The following is a 14,049-nucleotide window of genomic DNA, read 5'->3' as shown; positions in this document are numbered from 1 at the left end:
CAGAGACCATGTCTTCTAGCGTCTCATGAGTCACAGACAGCGGATCGGCTCTCAGATCACGAATGTCACAGTCACCTTCGGGATGGCGGCCCCAAGTTCGGTGCAAATCAAAGCTTTGCACACACGCGAGGCGCTAGATTTCAGAGTTCACCACAACCTCGTCTATCGCTGAATTTGCCGCGCCTCTTGGGCCTTGTGTGCGAGGCTTGGCGAGGCCTATGGTGCGGCGGAAATCGGGCGCAAAAGGATGCCGAGCATGGATATTCAGAAGATCGGAATTGTGGGCGCGGGGCAGATGGGCAACGGCATCGCCCATGTCTGTGCGCTTGCAGGCTATGACGTTGTTCTGAATGATATTTCCCAAGATATGCTGGATAAGGCTGTGGCCCTGGTCGACCGCAATCTTGATCGGCAGGTGAGCCGTGAAAAGATCAGCGCTGACGACAAGGCCGCCGCGATGGAACGGATTTCGACGACCCTTGTTCTCAAGGAGTTGGGTCCGTCGGATTTGATCATCGAGGCCGCAACCGAACGTGAGACCGTCAAACAGGCCATTTTTGAAGACCTGCTGCCGCATCTGAAGCCAGATACAATTCTGACTTCGAACACGTCTTCGATCTCAATCACGCGTCTGGCCAGCCGGACCGACCGGCCCGAGAAATTCATGGGATTCCATTTCATGAACCCGGTGCCGGTAATGCAACTGGTGGAGTTGATCCGCGGGATCGCCACCGATGAAGAGACGTTCAAAGCCTGCAAAGCAGTGGTTGATAAGCTTGGCAAAACGGCTGCGACCGCCGAAGACTTCCCCGCCTTCATCGTCAATCGCATCTTGATGCCGATGATCAACGAGGCGGTCTATACGCTTTATGAGGGGGTCGGATCGGTTCAATCCATCGACAGTTCCATGAAACTGGGCGCAAACCATCCTATGGGGCCGCTGGAATTGGCGGATTTTATCGGGCTCGACACCTGCCTGGCGATCATGAATGTGCTGCATGACGGGCTGGCGGATACGAAGTATCGGCCCTGCCCCCTGCTCACGAAATATGTCGAAGCCGGTTGGCTTGGACGTAAGACCGAGCGTGGGTTCTACGATTATCGCGGTGACACCCCTGTGCCGACACGCTGAGCGTTTCGACGAAAGACACCTGCACGATCCTTAATGTCAGGCGTCGGGATTGTCTTTCAGAGACAGAGTGTGTTCGCGCAACCAGGCCATAAATTGCCGCGGGTTGCCAATACGCGGCTCCCAATCCTTAGGCGTGAGCGGTCTGCCAATGATTGGCGCTTGCGGCTTGTCGAACGAATGCACCACCTCGTGGATCAGCAAGCCCTGGCGCAACACCGGCGAGATCCGATTGGCTATCTGATACCAGCGGGAGTTTGCTCCCTGAAAGAAGCACGGCACGATGGTCGCGCCGGATTTCCGGATCATCTTGGCAGTGAATACATTCCACTCCGCCTCAATCGCCGGGCCAAACATCGTCTCGGATGTCGCCACGACGCCGGATGGGAACAGTGCAATGAGTCCGTTTTGCGCCAGATGATCCATGGCGCGGCCACGCATTTCGATCATTTTGCTCTGTGCTTCGGGCTCGTGCGGGAACGGCACCGCAATCATATAGCTGGCCGCGCTTTCGTCGATCCCGGTCAGGATCGACCGGCTGAGAATGCGGTAATCCGTCCGGCGGCGGCCAATCAAATCGGCCAAAATCATCCCATCAACCAACCCGTGCGGGTGATTGGCGACAAACACGACAGGGCCATCGGTTGGAATGTGGTCAAGCTGCGCCTGCGGGGTTTGCAGATCGATGCCCATGGCTTTCATTGTTGCGGGCCAAAACGCCTGCCCAACCGGGGCGCCTTGGCGTTCGAACTGCCGCACCCGACGGATGATCGGGATTTTGCCCGTCATCCATTCGATGGCTTTGATCGTGTGCTGCGTCCAGACCGTGTCGAAACTGTTGGCATAGGTCAGGCTACGCCGGTCATACATAGCAGGCGATTGCCGATCCACAGGTCGGTTTCTAGGTTTCACACTGGGCGTGGTGATATCCGTCAACGCACCCTGTCCCCTCGGGCTACCCTCGACACGGGGTCAGTTGCCTTCGCCAAACTTGTCGGCCACCAGAGCCTCCAACGCATCAGCCAACGCTTCTGCATCCGTGCCAGATGTCTCGACCTCAATAGAGGTTCCAAGCGAAGCTGCCAACATTAAAAGCCCCATAATCGAATCTCCGGCGGCACTTAGCCCATCGCGCCGCACTGTCGCTTGAGCATCAAAGTCTTCTACCACCTCAACAAATTTGGCGGAAGCCCGGGCATGTAAGCCTTTAACATTCACGATCTCCAGATCACGGATCACGGGTTCTGCTGTCATTCCGGCGCTCCGTCGAAGCTGTCAATATAGCGCCGACCGGCCTCCGCCGCGCGACTGACGGCAAGCTCTACCGGTAGATGACGGGATTTGGCCAGCTTTATCAGCATGGGCAGATTGACGCCGGTCAGGATTTTGCGGTTCTGCGGGCGGCACGCCCTGAGCGACAGGTTCGAGGGGGAACCGCCATACATGTCGGTCACCACGACGACACCGTCTCCGGTATCGACCTGATCGGCGGCGTCACAAATCTCGCGCGTGCGACTGGCGCGGTCGTCATCGGCCCCGATGGGGATCGCGATCATCTCCGGCTGTTGGCCCACCACATGCTCGGTCGCTTTCATCAGCTCCCGTGCCAGGCCCCCATGTGCGACGATAACGATACCGATCAACTGTGCTCTTCCCGGCTCATGGCGTTTGAACCACGCCTCGCCTCTCCAATTCCCGATGTCTTTTAGACACCTGCCACCCGGCGCGCGCAAGATGGGCGCTCAGATTTTCGGCCATTGCGACGGATCGGTGTTGCCCGCCGGTACAGCCGAACGCAACCGTGAGATGGCTCTTGCCCTCTTCGCGATAGGCGGGAAGCAGGGTTTCGATCAGTTGCGTCACCTGGGCGGCGAAAGCCGGAAAGCGGGGATCCTCGGCGATATACCCGGCCACTGCCGGATCGCGACCATCAAGCACGCGCAGGCGGTCTTCCCAATACGGATTGCGCAGAAAGCGGCAATCAAACACCAGGTCCGCCCCGGTCGGCAGACCGCGCTTGTAGGAAAAGGATTGCACCGAAAGCGCTAGGTTTTGCTGGCCGCCTGCCGTGAACCAGCGGTTAATCTCCGCCCTGAGGTCATGGGGTGTCATCTCGGAGGTGTCGATCAAGATGCCCGCGCGAGCGCGTACCGGGGCCAGGAGGTCTTGCTCCAGCGCAATCCCCAGCATCGGCTGATCTTCGGGCGCCAAAGGGTGGCGACGGCGAGTCTCGGAATATCGGCGCTCGAGCACATCCGCTGCGCAGTCGAGATAGACCAAATCGGCGAGGATATCTGGGTCGGAAGAGAGGCGGTCAACCGCCGCAATCAAAGCTTGGGCGCTGTAATCACGGTTGCGTGTATCCGTTCCCAACGCCAGGGGACGGGTGATCGGCGGGCCTTCGAGAAGCCGGGGCAGCAAGCTGAGCGGCAGATTATCGATCGCTTCAAAGCCTAAATCCTCCAGGGCACGAATCGCCGTCGAACGCCCCGCCCCCGAAGGGCCGGAGACGAAAACGACCCGGGTGCCATCCTCGCCGGTGGGCGCGGCACTGTCAGAACGGGTGGGGTCGGGGTCGATCATTGGTTTTGGCCTCGTGGGGGTTGTGGTGTCTGGGTCATTCCACGCGCCCGCCGCGCAGATATTGGATCAGCACCGCCCAAAGCGTGGACTGACCCGCGCCTTGTATCAACTCCGCCGTTGCCCCCGCCCAAGCGACCTCGTGCCGCGGCGGCAAGCGGGCCGGTTCGGGCCGATCCAAATCAACCGCCAGCCGCAGCGGTAGCGGACCCGGGGCGAGCGTGGCAGCGAGAAGGCCGACGTTCCGCGCCTCGATCAAAGGCGGCGTCGTATCGGGCCGATGCATCAGAAGCCTTCCATCTTCGGCCGTCAATCGCACGCCATCATCGGCAAATAGCCGTGCGCCATGCGCCATCAGAGACAAGGCCAAAGCGGATTTTCCGGTGCCAGATGCGCCGAGCAGCAAGAGCCCCTGCCCATCAAAACTCACCGCAGACCCGTGGCAATGGAGATGCGTGCCAAACGTTGTCCCGAACTCTTCCAGCGGGCGGATGAGCGGATCGCTTGCGCCCGCCTCCATCGATCAGACCGGGAGACCAACCACGAAACGGGCGCCAAGCGGCTCGGAGGTGACCTCGGCGTCTGTGGGGCGGATGTTTTCGGCCCAGATCACGCCGCCATGGGCCTCAACAATCTGCTTTGAAATCGCCAGGCCAAGGCCCGAATGATCGCCGAATTGCTGCACCGGGCGCTCGGAATAGAACCGATTGAACACTTTGGTCAGCGCCTCTTCCGGGATACCGGGGCCGGTATCTTCGACCACGATCAACACCCGATTTTGCCGCTTTCGCGCCCAAAGGCGGACGGCATCCCCAGCTTCGCAGAACGAGATCGCATTGCCGATCAGGTTGACGAAGACCTGCGCGAGCCGGGCCTCTAGACCGTTGATCACGATCGGTTCGTCGGGCAAGTCTGCAATGAAATCCACATCGATTTTATCGGCTTCTTCGCGATGATATGTGCTCAGATTGCCCAACATCCGCACAAGATCGAATTCTTCCTCCTCCTCCTTCACCAGCTCACTATCAAGCCGCGAGGCGTTGGAGATATCGCTCACCAATCGGTCAAGCCGCTTCACGTCATGTTCGATGACCTCAAGCAGGCGATTGCGTTGATCTTCGGTCCGGGCAACCCGCATGGTGCCCACAGCGGATTGCAGAGATGCGAGCGGGTTTTTGATCTCGTGGGACACGTCAGCAGCGAATTGTTCGTTGCTATCAATCCGATCGTAAAGCGCGCCGACCATGCCACGTAGCGCACCCGACAACCGCCCAATCTCGTCAGGCCGACCCGTCAGGTCAGGGATACGTACGCGGGTCGGGCTCATTTTGCGGGCATTTTTATCTCTACCCAACTCAGCCGCTGCGGAGAGGTCGGACAGCGGGTTGGCGATGGTCGAGGCCAAGACCAGACCCAAACCGAAGGAAACCAAGAGCGCGATGAGGAACATCTGCAAAAGCTGCTCCCGCTCCACCCGCACGAGCTGATCAATCTCGCCCGCGGCTGTGGTCATCGCCAAAACGCCAACCATCCCGGTGTTGCCTTGGATCGGGGTGGCGGCAGTATAGACCGTGCCCCCCAGATTGGTGCCCCGCCGAATGACCGTGCCGCCCCGCAACGCGTCATTCAACAACACGCGGGCCATTTCCTCTTGATCGATCACGGTCTCGGGCATCTCTCTGCCCGAAAGGACGGCCGCAATCCCTTCCCAAACCGCGTTCAGGAAATTTGTGACCAACAACGTGCGGCCTTGGCCTTCATCCAACCCTTGTATCGGACGCACCGGATTTCGGGCGACGGTATCGGTCGAGGCGACCAAGACACCCGATGGAGCATAAACAAAGACATTAACGCCTTGGGTCAGGCCGACGCGCGACAGAACTTCTTGCGGATCGATCCCATCACCCGTGATCAGATCGGTCGGCGCGTTGCGCGGTAGGCTGGCTTCGAAGACATCTGCAACCAACTGCGCCTCGAGGGCGAGCGCGCGTTCACGCTGTAGCACAAGGCTGTCACGGAACGGGTTGAGATAGAGCACACCGGCGACCAAAATAACGATGGCCAACAGGTTGAAGATGATAATCTTCCGGGCCAGCGGCGACCGATTCAATGTGAACCAGCCGCGCCGTTGCCGTGCTGCCCGCAGTTCGGCTTCGACCGCGCCTTGCGGTCGATCCCAATCTTCACCCAACACGATATCGGCCCGGTCACGTGCCCGGCGGTTGGTCATGGAGAGGTCCGAAGCCAGAGTCATCTACTCTTCGTTGTACCGGTAGCCGATGCCGTACAGTGTTTCGATGGCCGAGAAATCATTATCGGCCTGGCGCATCTTCTTGCGCAGGCGTTTGATATGGCTGTCGATGGTCCGATCATCCACATAAACCTGTTCGTCATACGCCACGTCCATCAGTTGATCGCGTGACTTCACGAACCCGGGCCGTTGCGCCAAAGCCTGAAGTAGCAAGAACTCAGTCACCGTCAGCGACACGTCTTTGCCTTTCCAGGTCACCGCGTGACGAAGCGGGTCCATCGACAACTCGCCGCGGGTCAGCACTTGGCTCTCCTCCGGCGTATCGGTGGCATCGGAGGCGATGGCGTCCTGCCGTCGCAGGATCGAGCGAATGCGCTCCACCAACAAGCGCTGCGAGAACGGTTTCTTGACGTAGTCGTCGGCCCCCATGCGCAGGCCCATCAACTCGTCAATCTCGTCATCTTTCGAGGTGAGAAAAATCACCGGCACCTTGGACTTCTGGCGCAGACGCTGAAGCAGGTCCATGCCGTCCATCCGGGGCATCTTAATGTCGAGAACGGCCAGTTCCGGCATCCGCCGGGTAAACGCATCAAGCGCGCTCTGACCATCATTGTATGTTTCAACCTCAAACCCTTCTGCCTCAAGGGTCATGGAAACGGAGGTCAGGATATTCCTGTCGTCATCGACAAGTGCGATCCGTGACATGCTGTCATCCTTATTACTGCTCGGTTTGCCTTATTTTTTCCTTATTGTCGGGTTTTCCCGCTTTAGAATCAATCTTTAACTTGCGAATCGCTCCGTTGATTCGCATCAACCAGGGCCTTTTCGGCACGAAAGCCGCCCGATTGATGCAAAAATGTTTCGCTTTGGTTGCGCTAACTGTGCTCTTGCGTCCTGTTCATACGCAAAAACGTCATGTTATACGGGCCTCGCATCGGAAGGCCGACGCCTAACCCGATGCGGGATTTCCACCCTGGGACCGGGCTGATCCGGGCAAGGAGCTAGCTAATGACAATTGGACGCGTGAACCCAGCTGAAACGCTGGACCAGCAAGGCATCACCGGGCTGGGCACGGTCTATTATAACCTGCTGGAGCCCGCGCTGATCGAAGCGGCGCTGAAACGCGACGAGGGCGCATTGGGCCAGGGCGGCACCTTTCTTGTGACAACCGGCAAACACACAGGCCGGTCGCCCAAGGATAAATTCGTCGTCCGCACGCCAAGCGTCGAAGATACGATCTGGTGGGAGAACAACGCGCCGATGGCACCTGAGGCGTTCGACGTTTTGCACGCCGACATGCTGACCCATATGAAGGGCGGCGAGTATTTCGTCCAAGACCTCTATGGCGGCGCTGATCCGGCACACCGTCTGGACGTCCGCGTTGTGACCGAACTCGCCTGGCATGGGCTGTTCATCCGTCATTTGCTGCGTCGACCCGAAGCAGCGGAACTCGACACGTTCGTGCCGGAATTCACCATCATCAACTGCCCCAGCTTCCAAGCCGATCCAGCGCGCCACGGCTGCCGGAGCGAGACGGTCATCGCGCTAAATTTCGAAAAGAAAATCATCCTGATCGGCGGCACTGCCTATGCCGGGGAGAACAAGAAATCTGTTTTCACCCTGCTCAACTACATACTGCCGGGCAAAGGGGTGATGCCGATGCATTGCTCCGCCAATCATGCGATTGGCGATCCGGCGGATTCCGCCGTCTTCTTCGGCCTAAGCGGCACCGGCAAGACAACGCTGTCCGCCGATCCGTCGCGCACCTTGATCGGTGATGATGAACATGGCTGGTCGGAGACCGGCATCTTCAATTTCGAGGGCGGCTGCTACGCCAAGACAATCAGTCTGAACCCCGAAGCCGAGCCGGAGATCTACGCCACGACGAAAACCTTCGGCACAGTCATTGAAAATATGGTCCATGATCCGGACACGTTCGAGTTGGATTTCGAGGATGACAGTCTGACGGCCAACATGCGTTGCGCCTATCCGCTACATTACATCTCGAACGCCTCGGACACGGCGCGGGGTGGGCAGCCGAACAACATCATCATGCTCACCTGCGATGCGTTTGGCGTGCTGCCGCCGATTGCGCGACTGACCCCGGCGCAGGCGATGTATCACTTCCTGTCAGGGTTCACCTCCAAGGTCGCGGGCACCGAGCGAGGTGTGACCGAACCGGAACCGACCTTCTCTACCTGCTTCGGCGCACCCTTCATGCCGCGCCGCCCCGAAGTATACGGCAATCTGTTGCGCGAGAAGATCGATCAACATGCTGCCACCTGCTGGCTGGTCAATACAGGCTGGACCGGTGGCGCTTATGGCACCGGCTCGCGCATGCCGATCCGGGCCACGCGGGCGCTGCTCTCTGCCGCGCTGGACGGTACGTTGAACAAGGGCGCCTTCCGCCGCGATCCGAATTTCGGCTTCGAAGTGCCGATCAGCGCGCCGGGCGTGGCCGAGGTGCTGCTTGATCCACGCCGTACCTGGTCGGTCAACGAAGAATACGACGTCCAGGCCGCGAAGCTGGTTCAGATGTTTGCCGACAATTTCGCGCAATATGTGCCGTTCATCGACGACGATGTGAAAGCGGCGGCGATCTCGTGATGCGCTTGGGGTCGTTGATCCGACCCTTCGCCGTTCTTGCGGCGCTTGTCCCCGGGCTGGTGCTGGCGAACCCACAGGTCGGGCTAGGCCTCGCCACGCTTGATTACGGCATTTATTGCGCCGAAACGCCGGATATCGTGGAAGAGGCACCGGGAACCGCCTCGGGTATCATCAATCTCGTTGCGGAGATTCCGGTGCTGCGATGGCGGCAATTGGTTGTGCCGGACGATATCGGCATCGGTTTCGGCGTCATCGTTGAGCCGCATCCCGGCGAAACCTTGGAGCCGGTGATCGTGACCGTCACGCACCCACCTTTCCCCGACAGCGGTATCGAGGTGGAGCAATGGATCACCACCATCGAAAGTGACAGTCAGAGCTTGATGGGGTTCAGCTTCGAGCTACCGGAAGAGCAGGTCCATGGCGAATGGACCTTTAGTGCCAGCTATGAGGGCGAGCAGCTTTATCACATCGCCTTCGAAGTGGTGCCAGGCTCCGCCCTCCCAAACATGGTGATCACCTGCATGGGCGGTGCACTGTCTTAGTCCAAAGGCGCGTGGAGCCGTGTTTCCGCCGTGATGATCCCGCCCCGCGCGCCGATCTCAAGCGATCCATAACGCTCCGCGAAGACCGGCGGCAATGGGCGGTCGTCTGGCAGGGATAGCCAAAGCCGAAAGAGATGCCGCCGTCGCGCCGGCTCGGGCCAATCGGTGAAGCCGGTCCGGTCATGCAATTGGCTGTGGTTATAGACAAATTGCATGTCGCCCGGTTCCAACTGCATTCCGAAATTCAGCTTCGGGTCATTGGCCAGGGCATCGAACATATCAAGTGCGGCCACATGATCCGGTGTCAGCCGCAGCGCACCCTCAAACCGTTGGGCGGAGTCGATATATTGCCGCTGATAAAACACAGTGAGCTTTCCTGCGTGCCAAGAGAGCGGCGGGATTTCCATATAGGGCTTCGCACCCTCGGGCACCTCGCCGCGCCGGTCGGTGGCAATCGGCTCGAAGAGGCGGAGCAAGAGGTCGGGCCGCTCGGCGCGCATCCGGTTATAGATGCTTTCGGCACTCACGAGCAGCGACAGACCGCCCTCTTTCGCCGCATTCAGGCAGAGCAGACCGACGCAATCGGCACTGTCCGTATGGAAGCTTTGCCGTGCCGCCGTCTGGTAGATCCGCACATTTGGATCATTCGCGTCGGCCCCGGTATTGCGCACATGGCCGAGAATATGCCCTGCCGCATTTTGTGACCGAGCCGAGCCCAAATGCGCACCGATCCCGCAGAAGATCGTTGCAGCCATGCGTTGATCATAGCGCGCGACCGGCAGACCACGCAGAACTTCGACGCCAACCCCGTGGAGCAGTTTCTCTTTCAGCGCAGCAAGATGATCTGCAAAGGGACCGAGGGGGAATGCGGCGGCGGTGATCTCCCCCACATCGCGCCCGAGCGCCAGGAAATGCGCCGCCGCCTGTTCAAGATCGGCAATGTCCTCCGGCGAGAGTTCGACAAGCCAGCGCTCCGGCGCTGCGGCCATCTCCGCGCCGAGCCAGGCAGCAGGCCCCTCCAACCGCTTCGGCATATCTTCCAAACGGATCATCACATCACCCTCCCCAGGGGCGACGCTAGCCCATGATCCCGCGCCGCACCAGATTGGCGCCGGCCACCACCAACACGATCAGGGTCGCCTTGCGGAACAGATTCGCATCAAGCCGGTCGCTCAACCAAAACCCAACCTGCATCCCCAGAAAGGCCGGAATAAGCAGAGCGGCGGAAAACGGTGCCGTCACCGTGTTCAAAACGCCCGACTGTAAATGCCCGAGAAAGAGGCTGACCGCGCCCAGACCATAAACCACGCCCTGCACCAACATCTGCTTGGCTTTCGGGGTCTCCAAAGCGATGAGATAGAGCACCGTCGGCGGCCCCCAGGTGCCGGTCAATCCGCCGAGCCCGCCCGCGAAAAGGCCCACGCCCCATTCCGCCGCGAGCCGTCGGTTCTGCGGGATATGGAAGCGGACGCCAAAGAGTTGGATCAGCGACAGGCCGACCACCGGGATGCCGAGAACCAGGTACATCACCTGCGTCGGGATGATGGTGACGAATTGCGCCACCACCAGGATCATCACGCAGACAATCAGAATGTAGCGCCGGTATTCGAGCACCACGGCCTTGGCTTCGGCCAGGCCGAACCGCATCACCTGTTGGAAATTCGTCATCACAATCGGCAAGACGATGCCCGCGATGGCCAATTGCGGCTCGAGAAAGAGCGAAAGGCCCGAGATCATCACCAAAGGCATCGCAAACCCAACCGCCCCTTTGACGAATCCGGCCACAAAGGTCACACCCAAAGCCGCCAAGAAGGCCCAAAGCGGCATCAGGTTCAACGTCTCTTGCATATCTGTGTCCCCTTCCTGTCCTTCCTATCGCGTTGCTGCAGCGCAAAACAAGTGAGACATTTTCGGTCTTTTTGCGTGTATATGTTGTATTTTTCTTGCGCTGCATCTGCAAAATGCCTAATTCCAACGCAGACCCGATGCGACCGGAGAGACCCATGCCAGATGATGGACAGCCGATGACCGAGAATGCGACCCAAACCGTGCTTCTGCCCGATCTCTTGACCCTAACAGGCGAGGCCATTCCGCCGGTTGAGGCGCTTCTGGCAACCGCCACGGATCGGGTGCGGGAGTTGGTCAGCGCGGAGGGTCGCGTGTCTGGCGCGGCGCTTGAAGCGCATCAGACTGCGGCGCATGGATTGGCGTGGCTGGCAACCTATGTGGAATCGCTGCGTCAGATGCAGGGTTGGGCCCATAAGCTCTCGGCAGAGGGGCAATTCGGCGAGACCGAGGCACTGATCCATCAGATCGCGTTTGGTGAGTATCTCTGGCAGATTTATGGCGGCATCCCGATGTCTCAGGGGGAGATTCTGCGGATGCAAGACCTGGGGCTCACTCAGGACGATCAGCGCGGCATGATGGCGCCCTCGGTCATGTTGCTTTGCCAGTCCGGCAACACCCAGGCGGCACGTCTGCGCCTGGTCGAACTGATGCAAGAGCAAGCCGCGAATATAACCCTTGGCGCGACCGGTCTGGACGATGAGCTTGAGATGATCCGCGAGCAATTCCGGCGCTACGCGGTCGAGAAGGTCGAGCCCTTCGCCCATGATTGGCACCTCAACGATGAGTTGATCCCGATCGAAGTGATCGAAGAATTGGCCGAGATGGGCGTTTTCGGCCTGACCATCCCCGAGGAATACGGCGGGTTCGGCCTGTCGAAAGCCTCGATGTGCGTGGTCTCGGAGGAGCTGTCGCGCGGCTATATTGGCGTCGGTTCACTTGGCACACGATCGGAGATCGCGGCTGAACTGATCCTGACCGGCGGCACCGACGCGCAGAAAGCCAAATGGCTGCCGCAAATCGCCAGCGCGGAGACCCTACCGACTGCGGTGTTCACCGAACCCAATACCGGCTCCGACCTCGGCAGCTTGCGCACGCGCGCCGTGAAAGAGGGCGATGATTACCGCGTCACTGGCAACAAGACCTGGATCACCCATGCGGCACGGACCCATGTGATGACGCTTCTGGCCCGGACCGATCCGGAGACCAGCAATTACAAGGGCCTCAGCATGTTCCTGGCAGAAAAGACGCCGGGTGATGACGCAAACCCCTTCCCAACCGAGGGCATGACCGGCGGCGAGATTGAGGTGCTTGGTTATCGCGGGATGAAGGAATACGAGCTTGGTTTCGACAATTTCCATGTGAAGGGCGAGAACCTCCTGGGCGGCGAGGAAGGCATGGGTTTCAAACACCTGATGGAGACCTTTGAGAGCGCTCGGATTCAGACCGCCGCGCGGGCCATTGGTGTGGCACAATCGGCGCTGGATGTGGGCCTGCAATATGCCGAGGACCGCAAGCAATTCGGCAAATCGCTGATCGCCTTCCCGCGCGTTGCCTCGAAACTGGCGATGATGGCGGTGGAGATCATGATCGCGCGGCAGCTCACTTATTTCAGCGCGGCGGAGAAAGACGAAGGCCGCCGCTGCGACCTGGAGGCTGGGATGGCGAAACTGCTTGGCGCGCGCGTGGCCTGGGCCGCTGCGGATAATGCGCTGCAAATCCATGGCGGCAATGGCTTTGCGCTGGAATATAAAGTCAGCCGAATCCTGTGTGACGCCCGAATTCTCAACATCTTCGAAGGTGCGGCGGAGATACAGGCGCAAGTCATCGCGCGGCGTTTGCTCGGCTGACATCTGGGCGGGCAATCGGCCCGCCTTCCCCGTCCCAGCGGGTCTGCGTTATCCAGGACTATCCACATTTGGATAACTATCCGATCTGTGATAGTCTTGGATAATGACCAAATCGCATTGGCACTACACCCGCACCGATTTCCTCGACACGGTCTTCACCATGCTGGTCAGCGGCCCGGTGCAGGCGATCTCACTCTTCGGACCCCGCAGGATCGGCAAAACCCAGTTCCTGCAATATGATCTCGCGCCACGGGCCGAGATGTACGGCCACAAAGTCGCCTATGCCTCCTTCTGGCAGATGCCGACCTCGCCACTGGCGATCCTGCTTTACGAATTGGATCAAGCGATCCGCGCCGACCCAATCACCACAAGGCTGGCCCGAGGCACATTGGCCCTCTCTCCGAAACTGCGCCTCCGCGACCCCAGCCGCCGGGGGAGATCGAGATCGACCTCAGCGATCTGAAAGGTAAAGCGCCTGAGGATCATCTTCTGCTGCTGGATCAGTATTGCGAGAAACTGAGCAACCAGAAACACCCGACGATCCTGCTGTTTGATGAATTTCAGGAGATCCTGCACGCGCCGGAAGCCAATGCGATCATGGCCGCGCTCCGCACCGCGCTCGACAAACGCAAAACCGGGCTATCGGTCGTGTTTACCGGCTCGTCGCAATCGGGGCTGAAACGAGTCTTCTCGCAACGCGACGCGCCATTTTTCAACTTCGCGACTGAGATCACTTTGCCGCCCTTGCCGGATGCCTTTGTCACGCAGCAACTCAAAGCGTTTCACGAAACCTATCGCGGGCGGGTCGCGGCGGAGACCGCGCAGGCCGCCTTTGAGGATTTCGACCGCAACCCGTTGATGTTCCAAATCTGGCTGAACGCCCTCCCCCTGAATGGGTTCGATGATGCCGCCGCCCGCGCGCAGGTGACACAGCAAATGGCGGAAACCGGCGGGTATGATCGGACCTGGCTCGACCTCAGCCCGATCCAACGCGCGATGCTGAGACTGCTGGCCGAGGACGTACCGCAGCCGACCGGGCAGCGGGGCCATGACTTTCTGAAGGCGTTAACCGGCGCGAGCTTCACGACTTCGCAACGCCAAAAGGCGCAAAAAGCCTTGGCCCAGCGCCATCTCATCGACAATTGGCAAGGGCATTGGCATCTGAGCGATCCGCTTCTCAAAGCTTGGGTTTTGGCACGGCCCGACCGAGATTTTACATGATCGCTATTTATCCCAAGAAGGATA

At 59.6% G+C, this 14,049-nt stretch carries 15 protein-coding genes; 6 read left to right on the top strand and 9 right to left on the bottom strand.

All coding sequences use genetic code 11. The features are described from left to right. Positions 1-256 precede the first annotated feature (256 nt). Positions 257-1,132 (top strand): 3-hydroxybutyryl-CoA dehydrogenase, encoded by an 876-nt coding sequence (locus tag QTA57_RS07160; protein WP_290154285.1) that lies wholly within the window; start codon positions 257-259, stop codon positions 1,130-1,132. Positions 1,133-1,168: 36 nt separating this feature from the next. Here QTA57_RS07160 and QTA57_RS07155 read toward each other — a convergent pair whose 3' ends face one another. The 7 genes from QTA57_RS07155 to QTA57_RS07125 form a co-directional block, all read right to left on the bottom strand. Further along, positions 1,169-1,999, bottom strand: coding sequence for a lysophospholipid acyltransferase family protein (locus QTA57_RS07155; RefSeq protein ID WP_171560590.1), 831 nt, complete (start codon positions 1,997-1,999; stop codon positions 1,169-1,171). Positions 2,000-2,101: 102 nt separating this feature from the next. Continuing rightward, positions 2,102-2,383, bottom strand: a complete 282-nt coding sequence (locus QTA57_RS07150) for an HPr family phosphocarrier protein (RefSeq protein WP_145214883.1) — start codon at positions 2,381-2,383, stop codon at positions 2,102-2,104. Next, complete coding sequence (locus QTA57_RS07145) at positions 2,380-2,772, bottom strand: PTS sugar transporter subunit IIA (protein WP_145214881.1); 393 nt, start codon at positions 2,770-2,772, stop codon at positions 2,380-2,382. The genes QTA57_RS07150 and QTA57_RS07145 overlap by 4 nt, the downstream gene beginning before the upstream one ends. Before the next feature lie 16 nt (positions 2,773-2,788). Further along, the gene (gene rapZ, locus QTA57_RS07140; protein ID WP_290154284.1) at positions 2,789-3,712 is read right to left on the bottom strand and encodes an RNase adapter RapZ; all 924 of its coding nucleotides are present in this window, start codon (positions 3,710-3,712) and stop codon (positions 2,789-2,791) included. Between the two features lie 34 nt (positions 3,713-3,746). Next, on the bottom strand, positions 3,747-4,229 hold the full coding sequence (locus tag QTA57_RS07135; protein ID WP_290154283.1) for an HPr kinase/phosphorylase: 483 nt from the start codon (positions 4,227-4,229) through the stop codon (positions 3,747-3,749). A 3-nt stretch (positions 4,230-4,232) separates the two neighbouring features. Continuing rightward, positions 4,233-5,939: a sensor histidine kinase gene (locus QTA57_RS07130; RefSeq protein ID WP_290154282.1), complete on the bottom strand. Its 1,707-nt coding sequence runs from the start codon at positions 5,937-5,939 to the stop codon at positions 4,233-4,235. A gap of 24 nt (positions 5,940-5,963) precedes the next feature. Beyond that, a complete protein-coding gene (locus tag QTA57_RS07125) occupies positions 5,964-6,665 on the bottom strand; it encodes a response regulator transcription factor (protein WP_145214869.1) in 702 nt (233 codons plus the stop codon). Positions 6,666-6,968: 303 nt separating this feature from the next. Between QTA57_RS07125 and QTA57_RS07120 the strand changes: the two genes are divergently transcribed. Both QTA57_RS07120 and QTA57_RS07115 read left to right on the top strand, forming a co-directional pair. Then, the gene (locus tag QTA57_RS07120) at positions 6,969-8,567 is read left to right on the top strand and encodes a phosphoenolpyruvate carboxykinase (RefSeq protein ID WP_290154281.1); all 1,599 of its coding nucleotides are present in this window, start codon (positions 6,969-6,971) and stop codon (positions 8,565-8,567) included. Next, a complete protein-coding gene (locus tag QTA57_RS07115; RefSeq protein WP_290154279.1) occupies positions 8,567-9,109 on the top strand; it encodes a DUF3859 domain-containing protein in 543 nt (180 codons plus the stop codon). Before QTA57_RS07120 ends, QTA57_RS07115 begins: the two co-directional genes overlap by 1 nt. On the opposite strand, the gene QTA57_RS07110 is transcribed toward QTA57_RS07115, so the two are convergent. Both QTA57_RS07110 and QTA57_RS07105 read right to left on the bottom strand, forming a co-directional pair. After that, positions 9,106-10,161 (bottom strand): TauD/TfdA family dioxygenase, encoded by a 1,056-nt coding sequence (locus QTA57_RS07110; RefSeq protein WP_290154278.1) that lies wholly within the window; start codon positions 10,159-10,161, stop codon positions 9,106-9,108. The two genes, QTA57_RS07115 and QTA57_RS07110, sit on opposite strands and share 4 nt — an antisense overlap. A gap of 25 nt (positions 10,162-10,186) precedes the next feature. After that, a complete protein-coding gene (locus QTA57_RS07105; protein WP_171560495.1) occupies positions 10,187-10,957 on the bottom strand; it encodes a sulfite exporter TauE/SafE family protein in 771 nt (256 codons plus the stop codon). 155 nt (positions 10,958-11,112) lie between these two features. Between QTA57_RS07105 and QTA57_RS07100 the strand changes: the two genes are divergently transcribed. From QTA57_RS07100 to QTA57_RS07090, 3 genes are all read left to right on the top strand, one after another. Continuing rightward, complete coding sequence (locus tag QTA57_RS07100) at positions 11,113-12,804, top strand: acyl-CoA dehydrogenase family protein (protein ID WP_290154277.1); 1,692 nt, start codon at positions 11,113-11,115, stop codon at positions 12,802-12,804. A 103-nt stretch (positions 12,805-12,907) separates the two neighbouring features. After that, positions 12,908-13,267, top strand: coding sequence for a hypothetical protein (locus QTA57_RS07095; protein WP_290154275.1), 360 nt, complete (start codon positions 12,908-12,910; stop codon positions 13,265-13,267). Positions 13,268-13,401: 134 nt separating this feature from the next. After that, positions 13,402-14,025, top strand: a complete 624-nt coding sequence (locus QTA57_RS07090; protein WP_290154274.1) for a hypothetical protein — start codon at positions 13,402-13,404, stop codon at positions 14,023-14,025. Positions 14,026-14,049 lie beyond the last annotated feature (24 nt).

This window comes from Fontisubflavum oceani, assembly GCF_030407165.1.
GTDB classification, from domain to species: domain Bacteria; phylum Pseudomonadota; class Alphaproteobacteria; order Rhodobacterales; family Rhodobacteraceae; genus Rhodophyticola; species Rhodophyticola oceani.
Note: the sequence above shows the minus strand (reverse complement) of the source record. Positions and strands in the feature narration are given on the sequence as shown.

Coding starts and splice junctions, on each gene's coding strand:
- QTA57_RS07125 (WP_145214869.1), bottom strand. CDS start 6,665: ATGTCACGGATCGCACTTGTCGATGACGACAGGAATATCCTGACCTCC.
- QTA57_RS07115 (WP_290154279.1), top strand. CDS start 8,567: ATGCGCTTGGGGTCGTTGATCCGACCCTTCGCCGTTCTTGCGGCGCTT.
- QTA57_RS07160 (WP_290154285.1), top strand. CDS start 257: ATGGATATTCAGAAGATCGGAATTGTGGGCGCGGGGCAGATGGGCAAC.
- QTA57_RS07100 (WP_290154277.1), top strand. CDS start 11,113: ATGCCAGATGATGGACAGCCGATGACCGAGAATGCGACCCAAACCGTG.
- QTA57_RS07110 (WP_290154278.1), bottom strand. CDS start 10,161: ATGATCCGTTTGGAAGATATGCCGAAGCGGTTGGAGGGGCCTGCTGCC.
- QTA57_RS07150 (WP_145214883.1), bottom strand. CDS start 2,383: ATGACAGCAGAACCCGTGATCCGTGATCTGGAGATCGTGAATGTTAAA.
- QTA57_RS07105 (WP_171560495.1), bottom strand. CDS start 10,957: ATGCAAGAGACGTTGAACCTGATGCCGCTTTGGGCCTTCTTGGCGGCT.
- QTA57_RS07095 (WP_290154275.1), top strand. CDS start 12,908: ATGACCAAATCGCATTGGCACTACACCCGCACCGATTTCCTCGACACG.
- QTA57_RS07120 (WP_290154281.1), top strand. CDS start 6,969: ATGACAATTGGACGCGTGAACCCAGCTGAAACGCTGGACCAGCAAGGC.
- QTA57_RS07090 (WP_290154274.1), top strand. CDS start 13,402: ATGGCCGCGCTCCGCACCGCGCTCGACAAACGCAAAACCGGGCTATCG.
- QTA57_RS07130 (WP_290154282.1), bottom strand. CDS start 5,939: ATGACCAACCGCCGGGCACGTGACCGGGCCGATATCGTGTTGGGTGAA.
- QTA57_RS07135 (WP_290154283.1), bottom strand. CDS start 4,229: ATGGAGGCGGGCGCAAGCGATCCGCTCATCCGCCCGCTGGAAGAGTTC.
- rapZ (WP_290154284.1), bottom strand. CDS start 3,712: ATGATCGACCCCGACCCCACCCGTTCTGACAGTGCCGCGCCCACCGGC.
- QTA57_RS07155 (WP_171560590.1), bottom strand. CDS start 1,999: ATGTATGACCGGCGTAGCCTGACCTATGCCAACAGTTTCGACACGGTC.